We start from the raw sequence: 16205 nt of genomic DNA, 5'->3' as shown, positions 1-16205 counted from the left end.
AATCTTTGGAACCCTGGAACGTCACAACATCCTATGCTACTCCAACATGACACATGAACCTATATACGAAGATTCACACTTTCGCTTGTGACAAGGACTTGGGTGGAAAAGATTTTCAATATATTTTCCTGAAATAGGCCCGCATAAAGCAAGTTTATAAATACCAAATCTATATACGCTAACATATTCATCTCTACTATTTTCTTCCCGTAATTATATATATGGGATTTAACCCCTTCATCAATGTGTAATTCCCTAGCTTATCTCCCCTAGATATATTTACACATATGGTCTCTATCTTTTCAAACCCTTCCTTTTCCATAAACTTTATAGAATTATATAAGGTTTCTATGGTAATGGCATTTACTACTAAAATACCACCATCTACTAGTTTCTCATGGCACATTCTAACTATTTCTTCCAATTGTCCTCCACTACCACCTATGATAGCCCTATGGAAAAAATCTATGTCATTTAAAGCCTCTATGGCTTTCCCGTTAATAGGTATTAAATTATTAATATGGAACTTTTCCATATTCTTTTTAATAAGGTCTATCCCTTCTTCTTTTCTCTCTATAGAAATAACCCTTCCCCTTTTACAAACTAATGCAGCTTCTATGGATAGGGAACCTGTTCCTGCTCCTATATCTACCACTGTATGGTCTTCTTGTAACCTTAGTTTTGATATGGTAATAGTTCTAACTTCCTCTTTAGTCATAGGCACCTTACCCCTAATGAATTCTTCATCAGGAATGCCAAAAGTCTTATAATTCCACATGTCTTTTTATCATCACCACCGACATACTAAATTCATCTATATGTAAAATATCTTTAGGCCTTCCCAAAGTTATTTTCTCATTTTCGTAGGATAAATTTTCTCCAACTGCTAAAATACAATCTTCCATCTTATTTTCTATTAAATTTTTGGCTATGCTTTTAGGAGAATTTTTTTTATCTGTTAACAAAAATATTTTATTATATTCCTTTAATTTACTTATATAATCAAAATCTCTTCCATGAACACTAGAAAGGAGTGCATCATTGTATTCTTCCCCAATTTTAGCTGCCATATATTGAAATGAACTAATTCCAGGGATAACAATCATGTGATCCTTTGAAAAGTGTTTTTTAATAAATGTAGTCATACTATAAAAACCCGTATCCCCCGAAAGTAAAAAACATATTTTTTTACTCTCATAGTTATTTTTAACATAGTCAACTATTTTATTTAAATCTGCTGATATATAAAGTTTTTCCTTATTTAGGTGTTCAAAATATTGTAGATTTCTCTTTCCTCCGATTAATACATGACACTCATTAATAATTTCCTTAGTTATGGGCAAAATGTATTCTTCGTTTCCTGGTCCCATTCCTAGGACATAAAATTTTGACATTTATATTTCCTCCAACATTTTTTTAGCTCTCTGCCCTACTGCAAGGATGCCCTTTGTCATGGAAAAGGTTATTACTCCCACTTCTAATTCATCATATATTCTCATATTAGCTCTTTTTTCACATTTCTCTATCAAAAGATCATATACTTCTTTATAAGGGCTTTTTTCTATAATATCTAGAGCAGCTTCTGTAGTTACACAATGAAAAATTTCTTTTATCATGTTGGTTGGAGCTCCTAAATAGGCTAAATTTGAAGCAAGTATCTCAACTCTTGAATCGGCCATTTTACTGTGGGTATAAAAAATCCCACCTGCTAACTTTACCATTTTCCCAATGTGGCCTATTAATAATACTTTTTTAACTTCTTGTTCTACACATTTTTCTAACATATATCCAATAAAGTTACTGGTTTTTACTATTTTCTCTTTAGGTATTTTATAATGATTAAGGGCCAAATCTTCTCCATAGTTTCCAGGGACTAATACTATATAATCCTTATTATCTTTAACAGCCACCTTAAGCTCTATGTTTAAGGATTCTCTAAAGGCTTCCTCTGACATGGGCTCCACAATTCCAGATGTTCCTAATATGGATATGCCTCCCATGATACCAAGTCTTGGGTTGAATGTTTTTTTTCCTATTTCAACCCCCTCTGGTGCATAAATTTTCACATATGCTCCAGTCTTTTCTCCAATGACTTCCCTTACTTCTTTTCTTATCATTTTCCTTGGCACAGGATTTATAGCATGTTCACCTTTAGATATTTGAAGTCCATCCTTAGTTACTAATCCAACTCCAACTCCTCCTGTTATGTTAATTTCATCCCTATGATTTAACTTAACATTTCCATAAATGAGCATGTTATTCGTCTTATCAGGATCATCTCCTCCATCCTTTTTAATGGCACAGGTGGCTTCTCCATTATGAATACTAGGATCTAAGACTTTTAGGGTTAATGTCCACCCCTTTGGAGTATCTATAGTCACATGATCAATAATTTCACCTGTCTTAATCATTATGGCACAAGCCTTGGCAGCGGCGGCTGCACAAGAACCTGTAGTGTATCCATATCTCATTTTTTTTCCATTTTTAACTATATATTTATCTAGCATGGTCACACCTATATCATGTATAAAATGGCATTCATTATGGCAGCTGCCACTGTACTTCCACCTTTTCTTCCCCTTATGGTTATATAAGGTACATCTAATTTTTCAAGTTCCTCTTTAGACTCTGCTGCTCCTACAAAACCTACTGGAACACCTATAATCAATGCTGGTTTAACTCGTCCTGCTTCCATATGCTCCTTTAATTTAAATAAAGCTGTAGGCGCATTACCTATAACAAATATTTTATTTGTTTCATCTTCTATGGCCTTATTCATAGCTGCCATTGCCCTTGTAGTTTTCTCTTCCTTAGCACGTTTTGCCACATCCTCATCAGCTATGAAGCATCTTACTTCTCCACCAAAGGACTTTAATATTCTCTTATTTATTCCTGATTTAGCCATATTAGTATCTGTGACAATATTATATCCTTTTTTTACAGCTTCCTTAGCTGCCTCTATGGCACCATCTGAAATAATAGTTATATCTGCATATTCAAAATCTGCTGTAGTATGTATAACCCTTTTTACTATTCTTCCAATTTCCTCAGGAAAAGTCTTATCTCCAAGTTCTTCTGTAATTATTTCAAAACTTTTCTCCTCTATTAAATGGGGTGTTTTCACATAATTGTCCATATATATCCTCCTAGATTCTCCTTACTCCACCTTCTACTAATTTTGTAGTATATATTTTTTCATATTCCCTGTTAAAGCTTTTCTTAAAAGAAAATAACAATTTATCACCATCCACCTTTGAGTCTTCATATAATACTCCCACAACCGTACCACTATGGGCTATATTCACACCTGCACATCCAAATTTAGTGGATAAATCTATTATTTCATTAAGTTTATTCTTTTTTAATATGATCTCATTGGCTAAGGCACTATACTCACTAGCTTTACCTAGTAAGTAAATATCCTTATTTTCATATGCCTTAATAAAGGTGTCGTAGGCCTTTTCAATTTTTCCTTTATTCTTATTTCTTAAATAATTATAGTCTAATTTTCTAAATTTTTGAGTTTCTAAAATATGGGAAGGCTCTAAAATTAGTACCGAAACATTAGGTATCCAAGAAAAGTTTTTTATTTTCCGTCCATTCAAGTGGTCAAATAAGGTAAGCTCTTTAAAAATGGTACTATCTGTTGGTTCTACACAAACACAAATTTGAGCTAATTCTTCCTCTGTTATTTCCTTATTAATCATAGAAGATAAGGCCACAACAGCGGCTGCCATATCTGCTGTTGAACTGGCCATTCCCTTTCCTATGGGAATTTGAGATTCTTTATATACATTAATATTCTCTAGTATACTTTTATCTTCATTGAAATAGTCTAATGTTTTTTCTAAAGCCCTATAACATTTATTTAAGCTTTCATGTCTAACTTTCTTTATTTCTTCCTTTAATTTTATATGAGTATATAGTTCAACTCCATAGGATATAAGTTTTTCTCCATCTCCTATTATGCCCTGTATTAACTCTCCACAGGAGGCAGGACATAGGGCATTAACTTCCATAATATATTTCCTTTAGGGCTTTTATTAATTTATCATTATAATTTCGATTTTTTACTGCCACTCTAAAGTATCTCTCATCTAAATTAATGTAATTATCACAGCTTCTTATTAATATATTTTTTTTCATTAGCTCTTCTTTTAAATTAATTTTATCCGTTTTAAGTAGAAGATAGTTTACTGTACTTTCGTAGACTTTTATTCCATCTATTTTTTTTATCTCTTTATATAAATAGTTATTTTCCTCTTTAATCCATTGTCTAGTTTTTTCTATATATTCCTCATCGTCTAGTAAAACTTGCCCCCCTAAATCCGCATAGGAGTTTATAGTCCAGGGTTCACTACTATCTTCAAATTTTTCTTTTATATTTTTATTTGAAGTTATACCATATCCAAGCCTCAATCCTGGTATGGCAAAAAATTTAGTCAAAGCCCTTATTATATGCAAGTTTTCATATTCATCTATATATTTAATGAGACTTTTATCCTCATAGTCCTCAACAAAATCTATAAATGCCTCATCTATTATTATCTCTATATTTTTCCTCTTACTTTTTTTCAGTATGTCCTCAATTAATCCTCTGCCCACAAGTTTTCCTGTGGGATTATTCGGATTACATAATATAATGCAATCAATTTCCTCTTTTATATAATTTAAAAATTCCTCATCTAATAAAAAGTTATTTTCCTCTTTTAAAAAATAATATTCTACAGAGCCATGTACTTTTTTAAGGGCCCTTTCATATTCTGCAAAGGTAGGTGCTAATATGAGACTTTTCTTAGGTTTTATTATATCTATTAAAGAAAATATTATCTCTGTGGCACCATTTCCTACAATAATTTTCTCTCTATCTATTTTATTATGTTTACTTATACTTTCTTTTAAGCTTATATAATCTGGATCTGGATAATTTTCTATTATATCCATATTTTCTATTAAAGCTTTTTTAAAACTTTCAGGTACACCTAGTGGGTTTATATTAGCACTAAAATCTATTATATCATCTTTATTAATGCCATACCTTTTCTCTATTTCATATATGTTCCCACCATGTTTTGCTTTATTCATTTTCCCTCCTCCTTAAAAAACAACTAAAAAAGTTATTAATCCTACAAAGGATACTCCATACATTAATCTTATGGCATCATTTATATGATCTACCTCTAACTCTTTTATATTATCTCCAATAGTAGGTTTGTACACCTTTTTTCCAAAATAAGTGTTTGTTCCTCCTATTTGAATTTGTAGTGCTCCAGCAAAAGCTGCCTCTGTATGAGCAGAGTTGGGACTTTTGTGATTCAACCTATCTCTTAGGAATATTTTAAAGGCATTTTTATAATCATACCCCATAAAAAAGGCTGTGATTATAGTGACTATTCCTGTGATTCTAGCTGGTATGAATCCTACAATATCATCTAAGCTTGCACTTGCCCAGCCAAAATAGTAGTATTTATCATTTTTATATCCTACCATGGAATCTAGAGTATTTACGGCCTTGTATGCCATACCTAAGGGAGCTCCTCCTATGAAAATAAATAGAAGTGGTGCTATTATTCCATCGGACGTACTTTCTGCAATGGTTTCTATACAAGCCCTAGTCATTTCCTTTTTATTAAGTTCCCTAGTATCTCTTCCAACTATGTAGGACAAAAATTTTCTAGCTTCCCCTATATCTTCTTCTTTTAGGGGTTTTAATACTTTCCTAGTTTCCACATCTAAACTCTTAGTGGCTAGTATCTGGAATATGAAAAATGTTTCAACGGCCTTAGATATATAACCACTATTATCTAATAGGTTCCATATATTAACCAAATAATAGGTAACTATATAAGTTATACTTACAGTTAATAGAGTTAATATACACCCCATGACCTTTTCACCCTCACTACTTTTAGAGAACATCCTCAACTTATTTTCTAAAAATCTAATTAACTTTCCTATAAACCTTATAGGATGGGGTATACTATAGGGATCTCCAAATATTATATCTGCCATATATCCTATTACTATATTTAGCATATTATAGTTCTCCGTTTAATATTTTATCTATTGTTTCCATATCCATATTTTCTCTTACTATATTGGCAAGCTTATCATATTCTTGTTCTTTAAACTCTTGGAAGGATTCTATAGTACTTTCTAGCTTATCTAATCCCTTTTTAGTTCTTATATGATTCAATATACTTCTAGTGAATTTAATATTGTCAAATACACCATGAATATAAGTACCAATTACAGTTCCATCTTCATTTATGGCACCATCTTCTATAAGAACTTCTTCTCCTAGTTTAACTTTAATATTACTAAAGACCTTAGCATCTTTTCCTAGAAAGCTTCTTCCCATATGAATTTCATATCCCTTTATAGATGTTTTTTCCATATAGTCTATAGGAGCCACCACCTGTGCCTCTACCTGTGTGGTAGTTTTCTCTGTTTCAAAGATAGTCTCTATATCTAGTAGTCCTATACCATTTATCTCTGGTATGCTACTTTCTGTATGATGTGGATCTTTTAAGGTCTTTCCAAGCATTTGATATCCACCACATATACCAAATATAATCTTATTTTGTCTATGTAGTTTTATAATTTCCTTTTCAAGACCTGCATCCCTTAAATATTTTAAGTCTTCTATAGTATTTTTAGACCCTGGAATTATTAACATGTCTGGGTGTCCTATAGATTCACCCCTCATTACATATCTAAGATTTACATCCTCTTGTGTCTCAAATACGTTTAAATCTGTAAAATTAGATACATGGGGTAAATAAAGTACTGCCACTTCTATTTGTCCCTTAGTATTTTTATTTTTCTTAAATCTTTCTGCTAAGGAATCTTCATCTTCAATTTCTAAGTGTGAGTATGGAATAACTCCAAGTACAGGAATATTTATTAAATCCTCTAGCATTTTAATTCCTGGCTCTAGTATTTTTACATCTCCCCTAAACTTATTAATTATAACACCCTTGATTCTTTTTCTCTCTTCTTCATTCATAAGCATTATAGTTCCATATAGTGATGCAAATACTCCACCCTTATCTATATCTCCAATTAAGATAACCGGTGAATCTGCCATTTCTGCCATTCCCATATTCACTAAATCATGTTCTCTTAAATTTATTTCAGCAGGAGATCCAGCTCCTTCTAAAAATACAACGTCAAACTTATTATGAAGTTCATCATAAATTTCCTTAACCTTATCTGCTAGTTCTGGCTTGAATTTATGGTATTCCATAGCAGACATGTTTTTATATACTTTGCCCTTTAATATAACTTGACACTTCTTGTCACTTGAAGGTTTTAATAGTATAGGGTTCATAAGTACACTAGGTTCCACTTTAGCAGCTTCTGCCTGTACCACTTGTGCACGTCCCATTTCTAAACCATTCTTTGTTATATAAGAATTAAGTGCCATATTTTGAGATTTAAAAGGGGCCACCTTGTATCCCATCTGTGAGTATATTCTACAAAAGGCTGCTGTAAGCAAACTTTTCCCCACAGAGGACCCTGTTCCTTGAAACATCAAGTTCTTAGCCAAATCCCTATTCCCCTTTCTTATACCTTATACAATTTTTCATAAAGTTCTTAGGTATTTCTTCATTTGTGTAAAAATGTATATGTCCATAGGCACCAAAGGCATTATATTTTTTTAGGCCACATTTCCATGATTTTATTTTCCTTTCATTTCTGTATTTGTCCACTTTATATACATAATGAAATTCATCCTTCTCCTCTATTATGGAACGATGAAACTCATGGGCTTTAAACCTTTGGCCTTCATTTCCTATTATACAATCCTCCACCATATTCACATGTACATATCCAAATCTTTGCAATCTCTTAGTCATTTTAGCCCTAGTATCATAAAGACCTACCATCTTATACGTGTCCTTAGCTAAATTTTCTATTTCATTGCATAGATACATAAATCCTCCACATTCTGCATAAGTGGGTAAACCATTTTCAATACAATCTAATATACTTTTTCTCATACTTTCATTTTCCTCAAGTTCTTTTCCAAAAACTTCTGGAAAACCACCACCTAAATATAGGCCATCTATATTTTCAGGCAGTCCCTCATCCTTAAGAGGACTAAAGTATATTAAATTGGCTCCTAATTCTTCTAAGAGTTCTAAATTTTCCTGGTAGTAAAAATTAAATGCCTTATCCATTGCAACGGCAATGTTAACTGTGTCAATTTTTTCCCTTCTCTTTGGTACATAATCTATCTTAGGTGCACTTTTACTAATCCTTATTATTTCGTCTAAGTCTATGGTCTCTGACACCATTTCACCTATTTCCTCTATCTTATTTCTTAGATTCTGTACCTCCACACTAGGAACTAATCCTAAGTGTCTACTTTCTAATGAAATATTATCATTAGGCTTTAAATAACCTACACACTTTATATTAGTATCCCTTTCAATGCTTTCCCTTAAGAGATTATAGTGTACTTCATTAGAAACATTATTGATTATTACACCTTTTATGTTCACATCTTCATCGTACATTTTATATCCTAAAACTAAAGCAGCTCCACTTGATGACATACCTTTTCCATTTATTATAAGTATTACTGGAGATTTAGTAATTTTAGAAATATGGGCTGTACTTCCACAATCCTTCTTAGTTCCAAACCCATCATATAATCCCATAACACCTTCTATTATGTTTATATCCTTATCATAGCTATTTTTACAAAATATATCTAAGATCTTGTCTTCTTCAAGCATAAAGCTATCTAAGTTTCTAGATTTATTTCCTGTAACAAAAGTGTGAAAGGCTGGATCTATATAATCAGGCCCTACTTTAAAGGATTGTACATTTAATCCCCTCTTCTTTAGGGCAGCCATAATCCCCAGTGAAATAGTAGTTTTTCCCACTCCACTTTGACTTCCTCCTAAAACTATTCTACTCATGTACATCCCTCATTTTTAATTATTAACTCTTAGAATTTTTAGTTTTTCAATATTATTAAATGGGTTTTCCCTATGGTGTTTTTTGTAGAATTATGGACCTCATTTGTTAGTATACAATAGAACAGGAAAATCTTCTACCATTTCTATAAGGTTTATGGTGCAGTTTAATATTTTATATTTCCAGTAATCATCTATTCCATTACCAATCAAATGGGCCATAATAGATCTTATGGCACCCGCATGGGATACTACCAGTATGGTTCCCCCTTCATTTTTTATTATTTCATCAATCTTTTTAGTAACACGCTTGTGCATATTAACTAAGCTTTCTCCCTCAGGCATAGAATAACCCTTCCAATCATCTGCCCAAAGCTCTAATTCCTTAGGATGTGTATCTTTTAGTTCACCATAGGTCTTACCTTCAAATAAGCCAAAATTAATTTCTCTCAAATCATTGGATTTTATTAAATCCCTCTTGTGGTATTCATTTATATATTGGGCCGTTTCTAGGGTTCTTTTCAAATCACTTACATAAATTTTATCTATAGGCTCATCCTTTAATTTTAAAGCCACCTCTTTAGCCTGCTCAATGCCATTTTCAGTAAGCTCATGATCTATCCAACCACAATAAGCCTTATCCACATTCCCCTTAACTTCCCCATGCCTTACTAGTATAAGTCTTAACATAATTCACCTCACTAAGATATAACAACATAAACCAAAATCACAAACAAATAAAATACTTCTCCAAGCTCACAAAGGGCACCTAAAGTATCTCCTGTCATTCCACCTATTTTTGAACTTATATGCTTTATATACCATAGGGAAAATAAATAAGCTACTAAAAATACCCAAATTATTTCTATCTTTATTAAACTTATTAATACACAAGTTACAAGTGCCCCAATTAAATGCCTATTAGCTGTTTTTCCTATGAAAAATCCACCCATACCATTATTCCTTGCATATACAGAAAATCTAGCTCCAAAAACTTGACACATCCTAGCAAATACAGGCATTAATAAAAGATAATAATAGATTTCATTTCCACTTGCCTTTTCACCTAGGGTTTTAATCAAACTTACTTTTAAGATTATAAGTATTAACATGGCTAAAGCTCCATTAGCACCTAGCCTACTATCCTTCATTATCTCTAATATTCTTTCCTTATCCCTATTAGAATATATTCCATCGAATGTATCCGATAATCCATCTAAATGAAGTCCTCCAGTAATGAAAACTCCACCTACCACAGTAAATACAGCCCCTAAAAATGGACCTCCTAGGGTATACCCTAAATAATAGGATCCACTTACAAATAGGCCTATTATAATTCCAACTAAAGGAAAGTACATGATTCCATCTAGAAAATCACTTTCATCCACATCTAGGTTAATGTTTATGGGAATCCTAGTTAAAAACTGAATCATCAATATTAACTTTTTCATATTTTATCTCTCCTATTTAATCTTCATAGGTATTCCTGATACTAGAAAATATACTTCATCTGCCCTTTTGCTTATGAGCTGATTTACCCTTCCAGCCATATCCCTAAAGATCCTACTCAATCTGCTCTCAGGCACTATTCCCATACCTAATTCATTAGTTACCAGTACTAAATTAAAATTCATTTCCTTTGCTCTTCTTAGAAGTAATAAAAATTCATTTTTCACCGTCTCTTCAATAGAATCTATTTCCTCCCTAGACACCTTGTCCCAATCCACATCTTTTTCAAACATTAGATTAGTTACCATTATGGTAACACAATCAAGTAGTGCCACTTCATTAGATTCATCCATTTCACTTATGAGTGTGTGTAGATTCTTATACTGTTCATAGGTTGTCCACTCCTTTGGCCTTGAATCTTGATGCTTTTTGATTCTATCTACCATTCCTTCATCAAAGGCAATTGCCGTGGCTATATAAGCTACCTTTTCATACCTTTCCTTTATGTATTCTTCTGCAAAGGAACTTTTACCACTCCTTGCCCCACCTGTTACTAATACTATACTCATTTACGCCACCTCCCTTAGGCATATTCAAAAAACAAATTAGTCATTTCACTGGTTATTTGAACTATTTTCTTCGTTATGAAGTCGTTTACATATGTTTAATATGCTCACTCACCATGCCTTGAAAATAATCCAAATCCCTCAGGGACCTGACTAATTTATTTCATATACCTTATCCTTTAATACTAACACACTAAAGGCCCCTAAGACCTTAGGGACCTATGGATAAACTATAACAAATTTTTTGGATTCTTTCAATTTCTTCTAGGATATTCTCATTCTATATATTTTATTTTTAGGAACATTCTTTTCTTTTATTATTTTATGTCTACCTAAGCTATCTTCTATTAGAATTTCCATATCTTCATTTTGTGCTGATTCATATTCTAAATAGACCCTATTTTTCAGCTGATTTCTAACCATAATCCACCTTAGATCCTTGCCATAGGATTCTATTTGTACATCCTTAACCCGCTGGGTTTCATTATATAAGCTATTTATCCTATTCCTATCTAATTCCTTTATGGATATCTTTCCCTTTCCATTTATTCGTATACTTATATAGTTCTGAACGAAGTTTTTCTGCATAATATATGCCTTTTGTATACCTAGTCTACCAAGTATTAAGTTACTAGATTTTTGTAATAGCTCCGTATGCTTTCCAGAAAAGGTCCTTTCATCTCCATCAATGGCAAAGGCGCTTTTTAACACTACAGTGCCATCTCCACTCTTAGATTTATCACTACTAATTGCCCTTCCATCTGGCCATTCCTTATTATTACTTTTAAAATTCCTGTCAACCCTTATATACTCATTGGTTTCATAACCATTTCCACCTATTAATAAAACCTTTATATTTCTTCTTTTTAGAAGATATTCTCTTTTATTCAAATTATCTAAGAAATCATTTTTAAATATCATCTTTTCATAATCCATATACTCTTTATTGTTATTTTTATTTAAAGTATATATATATTTTCCATATTTACTAGATGGAAGTAAATCCTTGGTGCTCTTTAGATATTTTCTTATGGTTTCCATGTCCGTTTCAGTCCCATAGGACTTTTTAAGAATCCATAAATAACCATCTACTAGGGATTTATATAAGGTAGAACCAAGGGTTCTATCAGAAGGAACTATGCCTCCTTCCCAAAAATAATAGGCGTTAGCAGAGCCTGCATGGGGAGTTCCTACCATTATTAACTCTTCTATATCCTTTTCATAATAATTACCTTGAGCATAAGCTCTGCTCACTAATCCTCCCATGCTATGACTTATAATATTTACCCTCTTATATCCACTTTTTTTCTTAGCCCTATTTATAGTTGCCTTTAAATACTTTTTAGCACATATATTACAGCTCTTTCTCCAGTCATAAAAGGCTATGAAAAGATCCTTATCCCTCGTGTAACCTACTTCTTCTAATTGTTCTATAAATGGCCCATATACACTTTTAGCAACTCCAAAATGCCACTCTCCTGTTCCAGGTATAATTTCATCACCCATGGAACCATATAATCCTGGTACAAATACTATTGGTCTTTTTCTCCCCTTTGCCTTTCTCATCCTATTTAGTTGTAATAATCCTAGTGCTGCTATTAGAGAATTCATATATACTACCCTCCCCATAAAACAAAAAAGTTGCTATTTTTATAGCAACTTTTCCTTAGTTTTGTATAGTTTGTTCAGGGTCTACACCTTCATTATCTACTTCTTTATGTTCTTCATTTGAAACGACCTTTGTTCCCTTTATGATTATTTGCTTACTTGGCCTATAATAATCTTTTGATATTCTTTCATTTTTAATTATCTTTCCGTCTTTATAAATTATTCTATAAGTACTAATTTTATACCCATTTCTACCCTTTTTTTCTATTTTTTCAGTACCTTGGATTAAATTATTATCATACTTTGTTTCTACAGGCATATTCTGTATTTCATCTAAATGGGTTTTAATCTTTGTTATACTATTATCTGTTTTTTTTCCATATATTCTTACTATCATTTGATTTCTACTTGTATAGGATTCTATATATATGGGATAAGCTAAATTATTTCTAAATTTAAAATCTAATACTCCATAGGAAACGGTAGCATCTCTTCCCTTCCCCACATAGGTAGATGGAATAGAATGATTATATCTTTCTATAATTTCTAGACCACTCATTAAGACTGCATTATATAAAGTACTAGATACTTGACAAATACCTCCACCTATACCTTCTATCAATTCACCATTTAATATGACAGGGGCCGGTTTATATCCTCTTTCTATAGTTCTTGGACCTACCGAATCATTAAATGAAAATTCATCATTAGGCATTAATATGATCCCATTAATAGATATTCCTGCTCTTTTAATATTACTACTTCTTTGTACTTTTCCCCTATTAAATCTAGTAACATAGTATCCTATCAAATCCTTTATTTGACCTAAGTCTTCCTTAGTAATGCGGGGGTTAACAGTTTTTATAACTAAAGGAATAACCATATTATTTGAGTTTTCCTTTAGTTTATCATTAATTACTTTTTCTGTTTCTTCACGATCTAACTGGAAAGCTAGTTTTTCTCCGACTATAATAAACTGTCCCTTTTCCCTATGCATACTTGCATCTACAGGATCTTTGTTTATATTTTTTTCAATGTGAATCAATATATTACTTAGTTTTTCATTATTATATGTAGTCTCTAAATCTACATCTTCCTTGTTTTTATATAACCCAATAATTTTTTCTATTCTCTTAAAAGGGTTTCCTTCCCTACCTAATTCATATGCCCTTTTTATGGCCCCATCATAATCATATCCATATTCAATGTCTATTCCAGAAATAACCCAACTTTCATCATTATATTTAAGTTCTATTTTCTTTTCGTCTATGGCATTTTGTAATTTTTCCTTCAATAAACTTCTAGCTTCATTTTTAGTTAGACTTCCTACATCTACATTCTCTATCCTTACTCCCCTATATATGGTATCTCCAGACAACATAAATAACATTATACCTGTTGTAGTAACTAAAAATACTAAAAATACAATTAAAATACCACCTTTAACTTCCTGCTTTTTATCTTCCAACCTTCCCCCTCCTGATCACAACTCTCCAATAATATTTTATTTTTCAAAATATTATTATATTACTAATTGACCCAATAATTCAAGTCTTTTGTCAATATATAGGAACACCTATCTAGTACATGAATATATTGTACTGGACAAAGAGTCAAACAAACTATTTTCTCCCTCTTGATTTTAGGAGAGAACGTTGTTCTCTCCTCTACCTTTTTTACCATATCATTCCCAATATATTTGTACCTGGTCATTTTCATTTAGTTCATCTGTAAAACTTCCCTTTTCATCATTTATTTTCATTATTAATTTTCCCTTTACCCTACTTCTATCAAAATCTATATAATCAAATATATCTATAAAAATAGGATTTTCATCTTTTTTTATATTTATCTCCCTATTATTCACATATACCTTAGTAGTTTTTTTTTCCAAAGAACCTTCCTTATTCTCTTTAGTACTTTCGTTTATTGTGGTACTCTCAAATAATTCCACATGTATTCTATCCTTATTTTTAAGAATATGGGACAGTTCACATTTTTCATCATTTACCCTAATATCCTTTATTCTCTCCTCATCTACCTCTAGTTTATGAATAAAATCTCTTAAGGTGCTAGTACCATCCTTTCCTGACAGTGCTTCCTTTACTAGAATTACATCTTTATCTGATACTTCTGCATCTATGGCCACTTCTTTACCATTTAAATAAATTTTTGCACTTTCTCCAATTTGACCACTTATAATGTGCCTTTCATCACCTAGAAATACTTCTATGTTTTTTCCCCTCTTACTTATTAGTTTATTTGGAGAAAAGCCTGCCTTTATGAGTACATCTGATACTTTCATAGTTTTAGTCTTAAACATTTCAAATAGGTTATTATTAAAGGTTATCTTAATTAAATCCTTTCGAATACTATCTCCTATAGTTCCTATACCTATTGGTGTTATAAATTCTGGTCCTCCTAATTCATCATAATTAACTTTCACCTTATGAAGAATTTCAGTTCCCCTAACAACTACCCTCTCAGGTCTTAGGTCTAACTTTTGTGCTAAAAATTCTGTTAATAAAGGAATTTGACTTCCCCCTCCTATACAAAAAACCGCACTAGGAGCCTTTTTATTGTACTTTAATATATTCTTAGCAATATTATCTGCTAAATTTTCTACACTACCTTTTATTCGTTCTAATATTTCTTCTGTAGTCAAGGTATACTCAATACCAACTATATCTGAAAAGGTATGCATATTCTTTTTATTTAGCTGAATTTTGAGTTCCTCTCCCATATTAAAGTCTAACAAAAACTCTTTAGCTAAAGTCTCAGTTATTTCATCCCCTGCCACAGAAGCCATGGCGTAGGCCACCACATTCCCATCTTTAGTAAGGACAATATCCGATGTACCTGCTCCTATATCCACTAGGCAAATGTTTAATAATCTTAATTTTTCCGGTATGGCCACATTCATGGCCGCTATAGGCTCTAGAGTTAGACTTTTAACTTCAAGATTTATCTTATTCATTACCGTATACAAACTATCTACAACCACATAAGGTAAAAAAGTAGCTATTATTTCAGCACTAATTTTACTTCCCTTATGATCAATTAGTGAAGTCATTATGTTATCATCTAAATAATAGTTTACAACCGTATGTCCTACACAATAATATTTTAATGACTTATCTTTATTTTCAGAATCTAGGATCTCTTGAGCCCTTTGAACCCCTTCAATTTCCATTGACCCTACAATTGACTTATCTATTTTTGTAACAAAGTCTATTTCCTTTTCCACTTTAACTGTATAGGTCTTCAAAGCCCTACCAGCAGCTGCTATGGATACATACTTTAATTGAAATCCTAATCTGTCCTCAATATTTTCCTTTACTTTCTTACAAGTTTTAGCCACCTTTTCCACATCATGAATTTGACCATCGTACATGGCCCTTGATGGGTGTTTTAATATATCATAATCTATTATTTCAAATTCTTCATCTGTTTTTCTACCTACAATACCCACTACACTCTTAGTACCTATATCTAAGGCAAAGACCACCTCATGGGGATTTACATTTCCTTTAACTTCTTCCATCATTACTTATACACCTCAATCACTAAATATACTTAACATATATTCTTCATAATTTTACAATTTCCTTCTTTATTTTTCCTAATAGGCATTTTAAAGGTAATCTTTTAC

General features: G+C 31.9%; 15 protein-coding genes. All 15 read right to left on the bottom strand.

The annotated features are described in order from the left end of the window. Positions 1-196 precede the first annotated feature (196 nt). The 15 genes from cbiT to N4A57_RS01870 all read right to left on the bottom strand — a co-directional run bounded on the left by cbiT (position 197) and on the right by N4A57_RS01870 (position 16100). On the bottom strand, positions 197-718 hold the full coding sequence (gene cbiT, locus N4A57_RS01940; protein WP_293655749.1) for a precorrin-6Y C5,15-methyltransferase (decarboxylating) subunit CbiT: 522 nt from the start codon (positions 716-718) through the stop codon (positions 197-199). Positions 719-764: 46 nt separating this feature from the next. Continuing rightward, positions 765-1394, bottom strand: a complete 630-nt coding sequence (cbiE, locus tag N4A57_RS01935) for a precorrin-6y C5,15-methyltransferase (decarboxylating) subunit CbiE (protein WP_293655747.1) — start codon at positions 1392-1394, stop codon at positions 765-767. Continuing rightward, complete coding sequence (cbiD, locus tag N4A57_RS01930; RefSeq protein ID WP_293655745.1) at positions 1395-2507, bottom strand: cobalt-precorrin-5B (C(1))-methyltransferase CbiD; 1113 nt, start codon at positions 2505-2507, stop codon at positions 1395-1397. 8 nt (positions 2508-2515) lie between these two features. Beyond that, positions 2516-3136 (bottom strand): precorrin-8X methylmutase, encoded by a 621-nt coding sequence (locus N4A57_RS01925; RefSeq protein WP_293655744.1) that lies wholly within the window; start codon positions 3134-3136, stop codon positions 2516-2518. Positions 3137-3146: 10 nt separating this feature from the next. Then, positions 3147-4019, bottom strand: coding sequence for a GHMP family kinase ATP-binding protein (locus N4A57_RS01920; protein WP_293655742.1), 873 nt, complete (start codon positions 4017-4019; stop codon positions 3147-3149). After that, complete coding sequence (gene cobD, locus N4A57_RS01915) at positions 4009-5085, bottom strand: threonine-phosphate decarboxylase CobD (RefSeq protein WP_293655740.1); 1077 nt, start codon at positions 5083-5085, stop codon at positions 4009-4011. The genes N4A57_RS01920 and cobD overlap by 11 nt, the downstream gene beginning before the upstream one ends. Before the next feature lie 12 nt (positions 5086-5097). Next, a complete protein-coding gene (gene cbiB / locus N4A57_RS01910; protein ID WP_293655738.1) occupies positions 5098-6036 on the bottom strand; it encodes an adenosylcobinamide-phosphate synthase CbiB in 939 nt (312 codons plus the stop codon). Position 6037: 1 nt separating this feature from the next. Further along, complete coding sequence (locus tag N4A57_RS01905) at positions 6038-7552, bottom strand: cobyric acid synthase (RefSeq protein ID WP_330671423.1); 1515 nt, start codon at positions 7550-7552, stop codon at positions 6038-6040. A gap of 4 nt (positions 7553-7556) precedes the next feature. Beyond that, positions 7557-8933, bottom strand: a complete 1377-nt coding sequence (locus N4A57_RS01900) for a cobyrinate a,c-diamide synthase (protein ID WP_293655737.1) — start codon at positions 8931-8933, stop codon at positions 7557-7559. Positions 8934-9032: 99 nt separating this feature from the next. Further along, positions 9033-9620, bottom strand: coding sequence for an alpha-ribazole phosphatase (gene cobC, locus N4A57_RS01895; protein WP_293655736.1), 588 nt, complete (start codon positions 9618-9620; stop codon positions 9033-9035). An 11-nt stretch (positions 9621-9631) separates the two neighbouring features. Continuing rightward, positions 9632-10381: an adenosylcobinamide-GDP ribazoletransferase gene (cobS, locus tag N4A57_RS01890; RefSeq protein ID WP_293655734.1), complete on the bottom strand. Its 750-nt coding sequence runs from the start codon at positions 10379-10381 to the stop codon at positions 9632-9634. Positions 10382-10393: 12 nt separating this feature from the next. Next, the gene (cobU, locus tag N4A57_RS01885) at positions 10394-10948 is read right to left on the bottom strand and encodes a bifunctional adenosylcobinamide kinase/adenosylcobinamide-phosphate guanylyltransferase (RefSeq protein ID WP_293655732.1); all 555 of its coding nucleotides are present in this window, start codon (positions 10946-10948) and stop codon (positions 10394-10396) included. 261 nt (positions 10949-11209) lie between these two features. After that, on the bottom strand, positions 11210-12556 hold the full coding sequence (locus tag N4A57_RS01880) for a lipase family alpha/beta hydrolase (protein ID WP_293655730.1): 1347 nt from the start codon (positions 12554-12556) through the stop codon (positions 11210-11212). Positions 12557-12611: 55 nt separating this feature from the next. Continuing rightward, complete coding sequence (locus N4A57_RS01875) at positions 12612-14021, bottom strand: VanW family protein (protein WP_293655728.1); 1410 nt, start codon at positions 14019-14021, stop codon at positions 12612-12614. A gap of 216 nt (positions 14022-14237) precedes the next feature. Then, positions 14238-16100 carry a cell division protein FtsA gene (locus N4A57_RS01870; RefSeq protein ID WP_293655726.1) on the bottom strand — a complete coding sequence of 621 codons (1863 nt, stop codon included), beginning with the start codon at positions 16098-16100 and terminating at the stop codon, positions 14238-14240. Positions 16101-16205: the final 105 nt, after the last annotated feature.

It is taken from the genome of Anaeromicrobium sp. (assembly GCF_025210435.1).
GTDB lineage: Bacteria > Bacillota > Clostridia > Peptostreptococcales > Thermotaleaceae > Anaeromicrobium.
The sequence above is the reverse complement of the archived record's forward strand: the minus strand, read 5'-3'. Positions and strand labels throughout refer to the sequence as shown.

What these genes read in the sequence shown, in the direction of transcription:
- cobC (WP_293655736.1), bottom strand. Translation starts at nt 9,620, where the DNA reads ATGTTAAGACTTATACTAGTAAGGCATGGGGAAGTTAAGGGGAATGTG.
- N4A57_RS01920 (WP_293655742.1), bottom strand. Translation starts at nt 4,019, where the DNA reads ATGGAAGTTAATGCCCTATGTCCTGCCTCCTGTGGAGAGTTAATACAG.
- N4A57_RS01870 (WP_293655726.1), bottom strand. Translation starts at nt 16,100, where the DNA reads ATGATGGAAGAAGTTAAAGGAAATGTAAATCCCCATGAGGTGGTCTTT.
- cbiE (WP_293655747.1), bottom strand. Translation starts at nt 1,394, where the DNA reads ATGTCAAAATTTTATGTCCTAGGAATGGGACCAGGAAACGAAGAATAC.
- cobD (WP_293655740.1), bottom strand. Translation starts at nt 5,085, where the DNA reads ATGAATAAAGCAAAACATGGTGGGAACATATATGAAATAGAGAAAAGG.
- N4A57_RS01900 (WP_293655737.1), bottom strand. Translation starts at nt 8,933, where the DNA reads ATGAGTAGAATAGTTTTAGGAGGAAGTCAAAGTGGAGTGGGAAAAACT.
- N4A57_RS01925 (WP_293655744.1), bottom strand. Translation starts at nt 3,136, where the DNA reads ATGGACAATTATGTGAAAACACCCCATTTAATAGAGGAGAAAAGTTTT.
- cbiT (WP_293655749.1), bottom strand. Translation starts at nt 718, where the DNA reads ATGACTAAAGAGGAAGTTAGAACTATTACCATATCAAAACTAAGGTTA.
- cbiD (WP_293655745.1), bottom strand. Translation starts at nt 2,507, where the DNA reads ATGCTAGATAAATATATAGTTAAAAATGGAAAAAAAATGAGATATGGA.
- cobS (WP_293655734.1), bottom strand. Translation starts at nt 10,381, where the DNA reads ATGAAAAAGTTAATATTGATGATTCAGTTTTTAACTAGGATTCCCATA.
- N4A57_RS01880 (WP_293655730.1), bottom strand. Translation starts at nt 12,556, where the DNA reads ATGAATTCTCTAATAGCAGCACTAGGATTATTACAACTAAATAGGATG.
- cobU (WP_293655732.1), bottom strand. Translation starts at nt 10,948, where the DNA reads ATGAGTATAGTATTAGTAACAGGTGGGGCAAGGAGTGGTAAAAGTTCC.
- cbiB (WP_293655738.1), bottom strand. Translation starts at nt 6,036, where the DNA reads ATGCTAAATATAGTAATAGGATATATGGCAGATATAATATTTGGAGAT.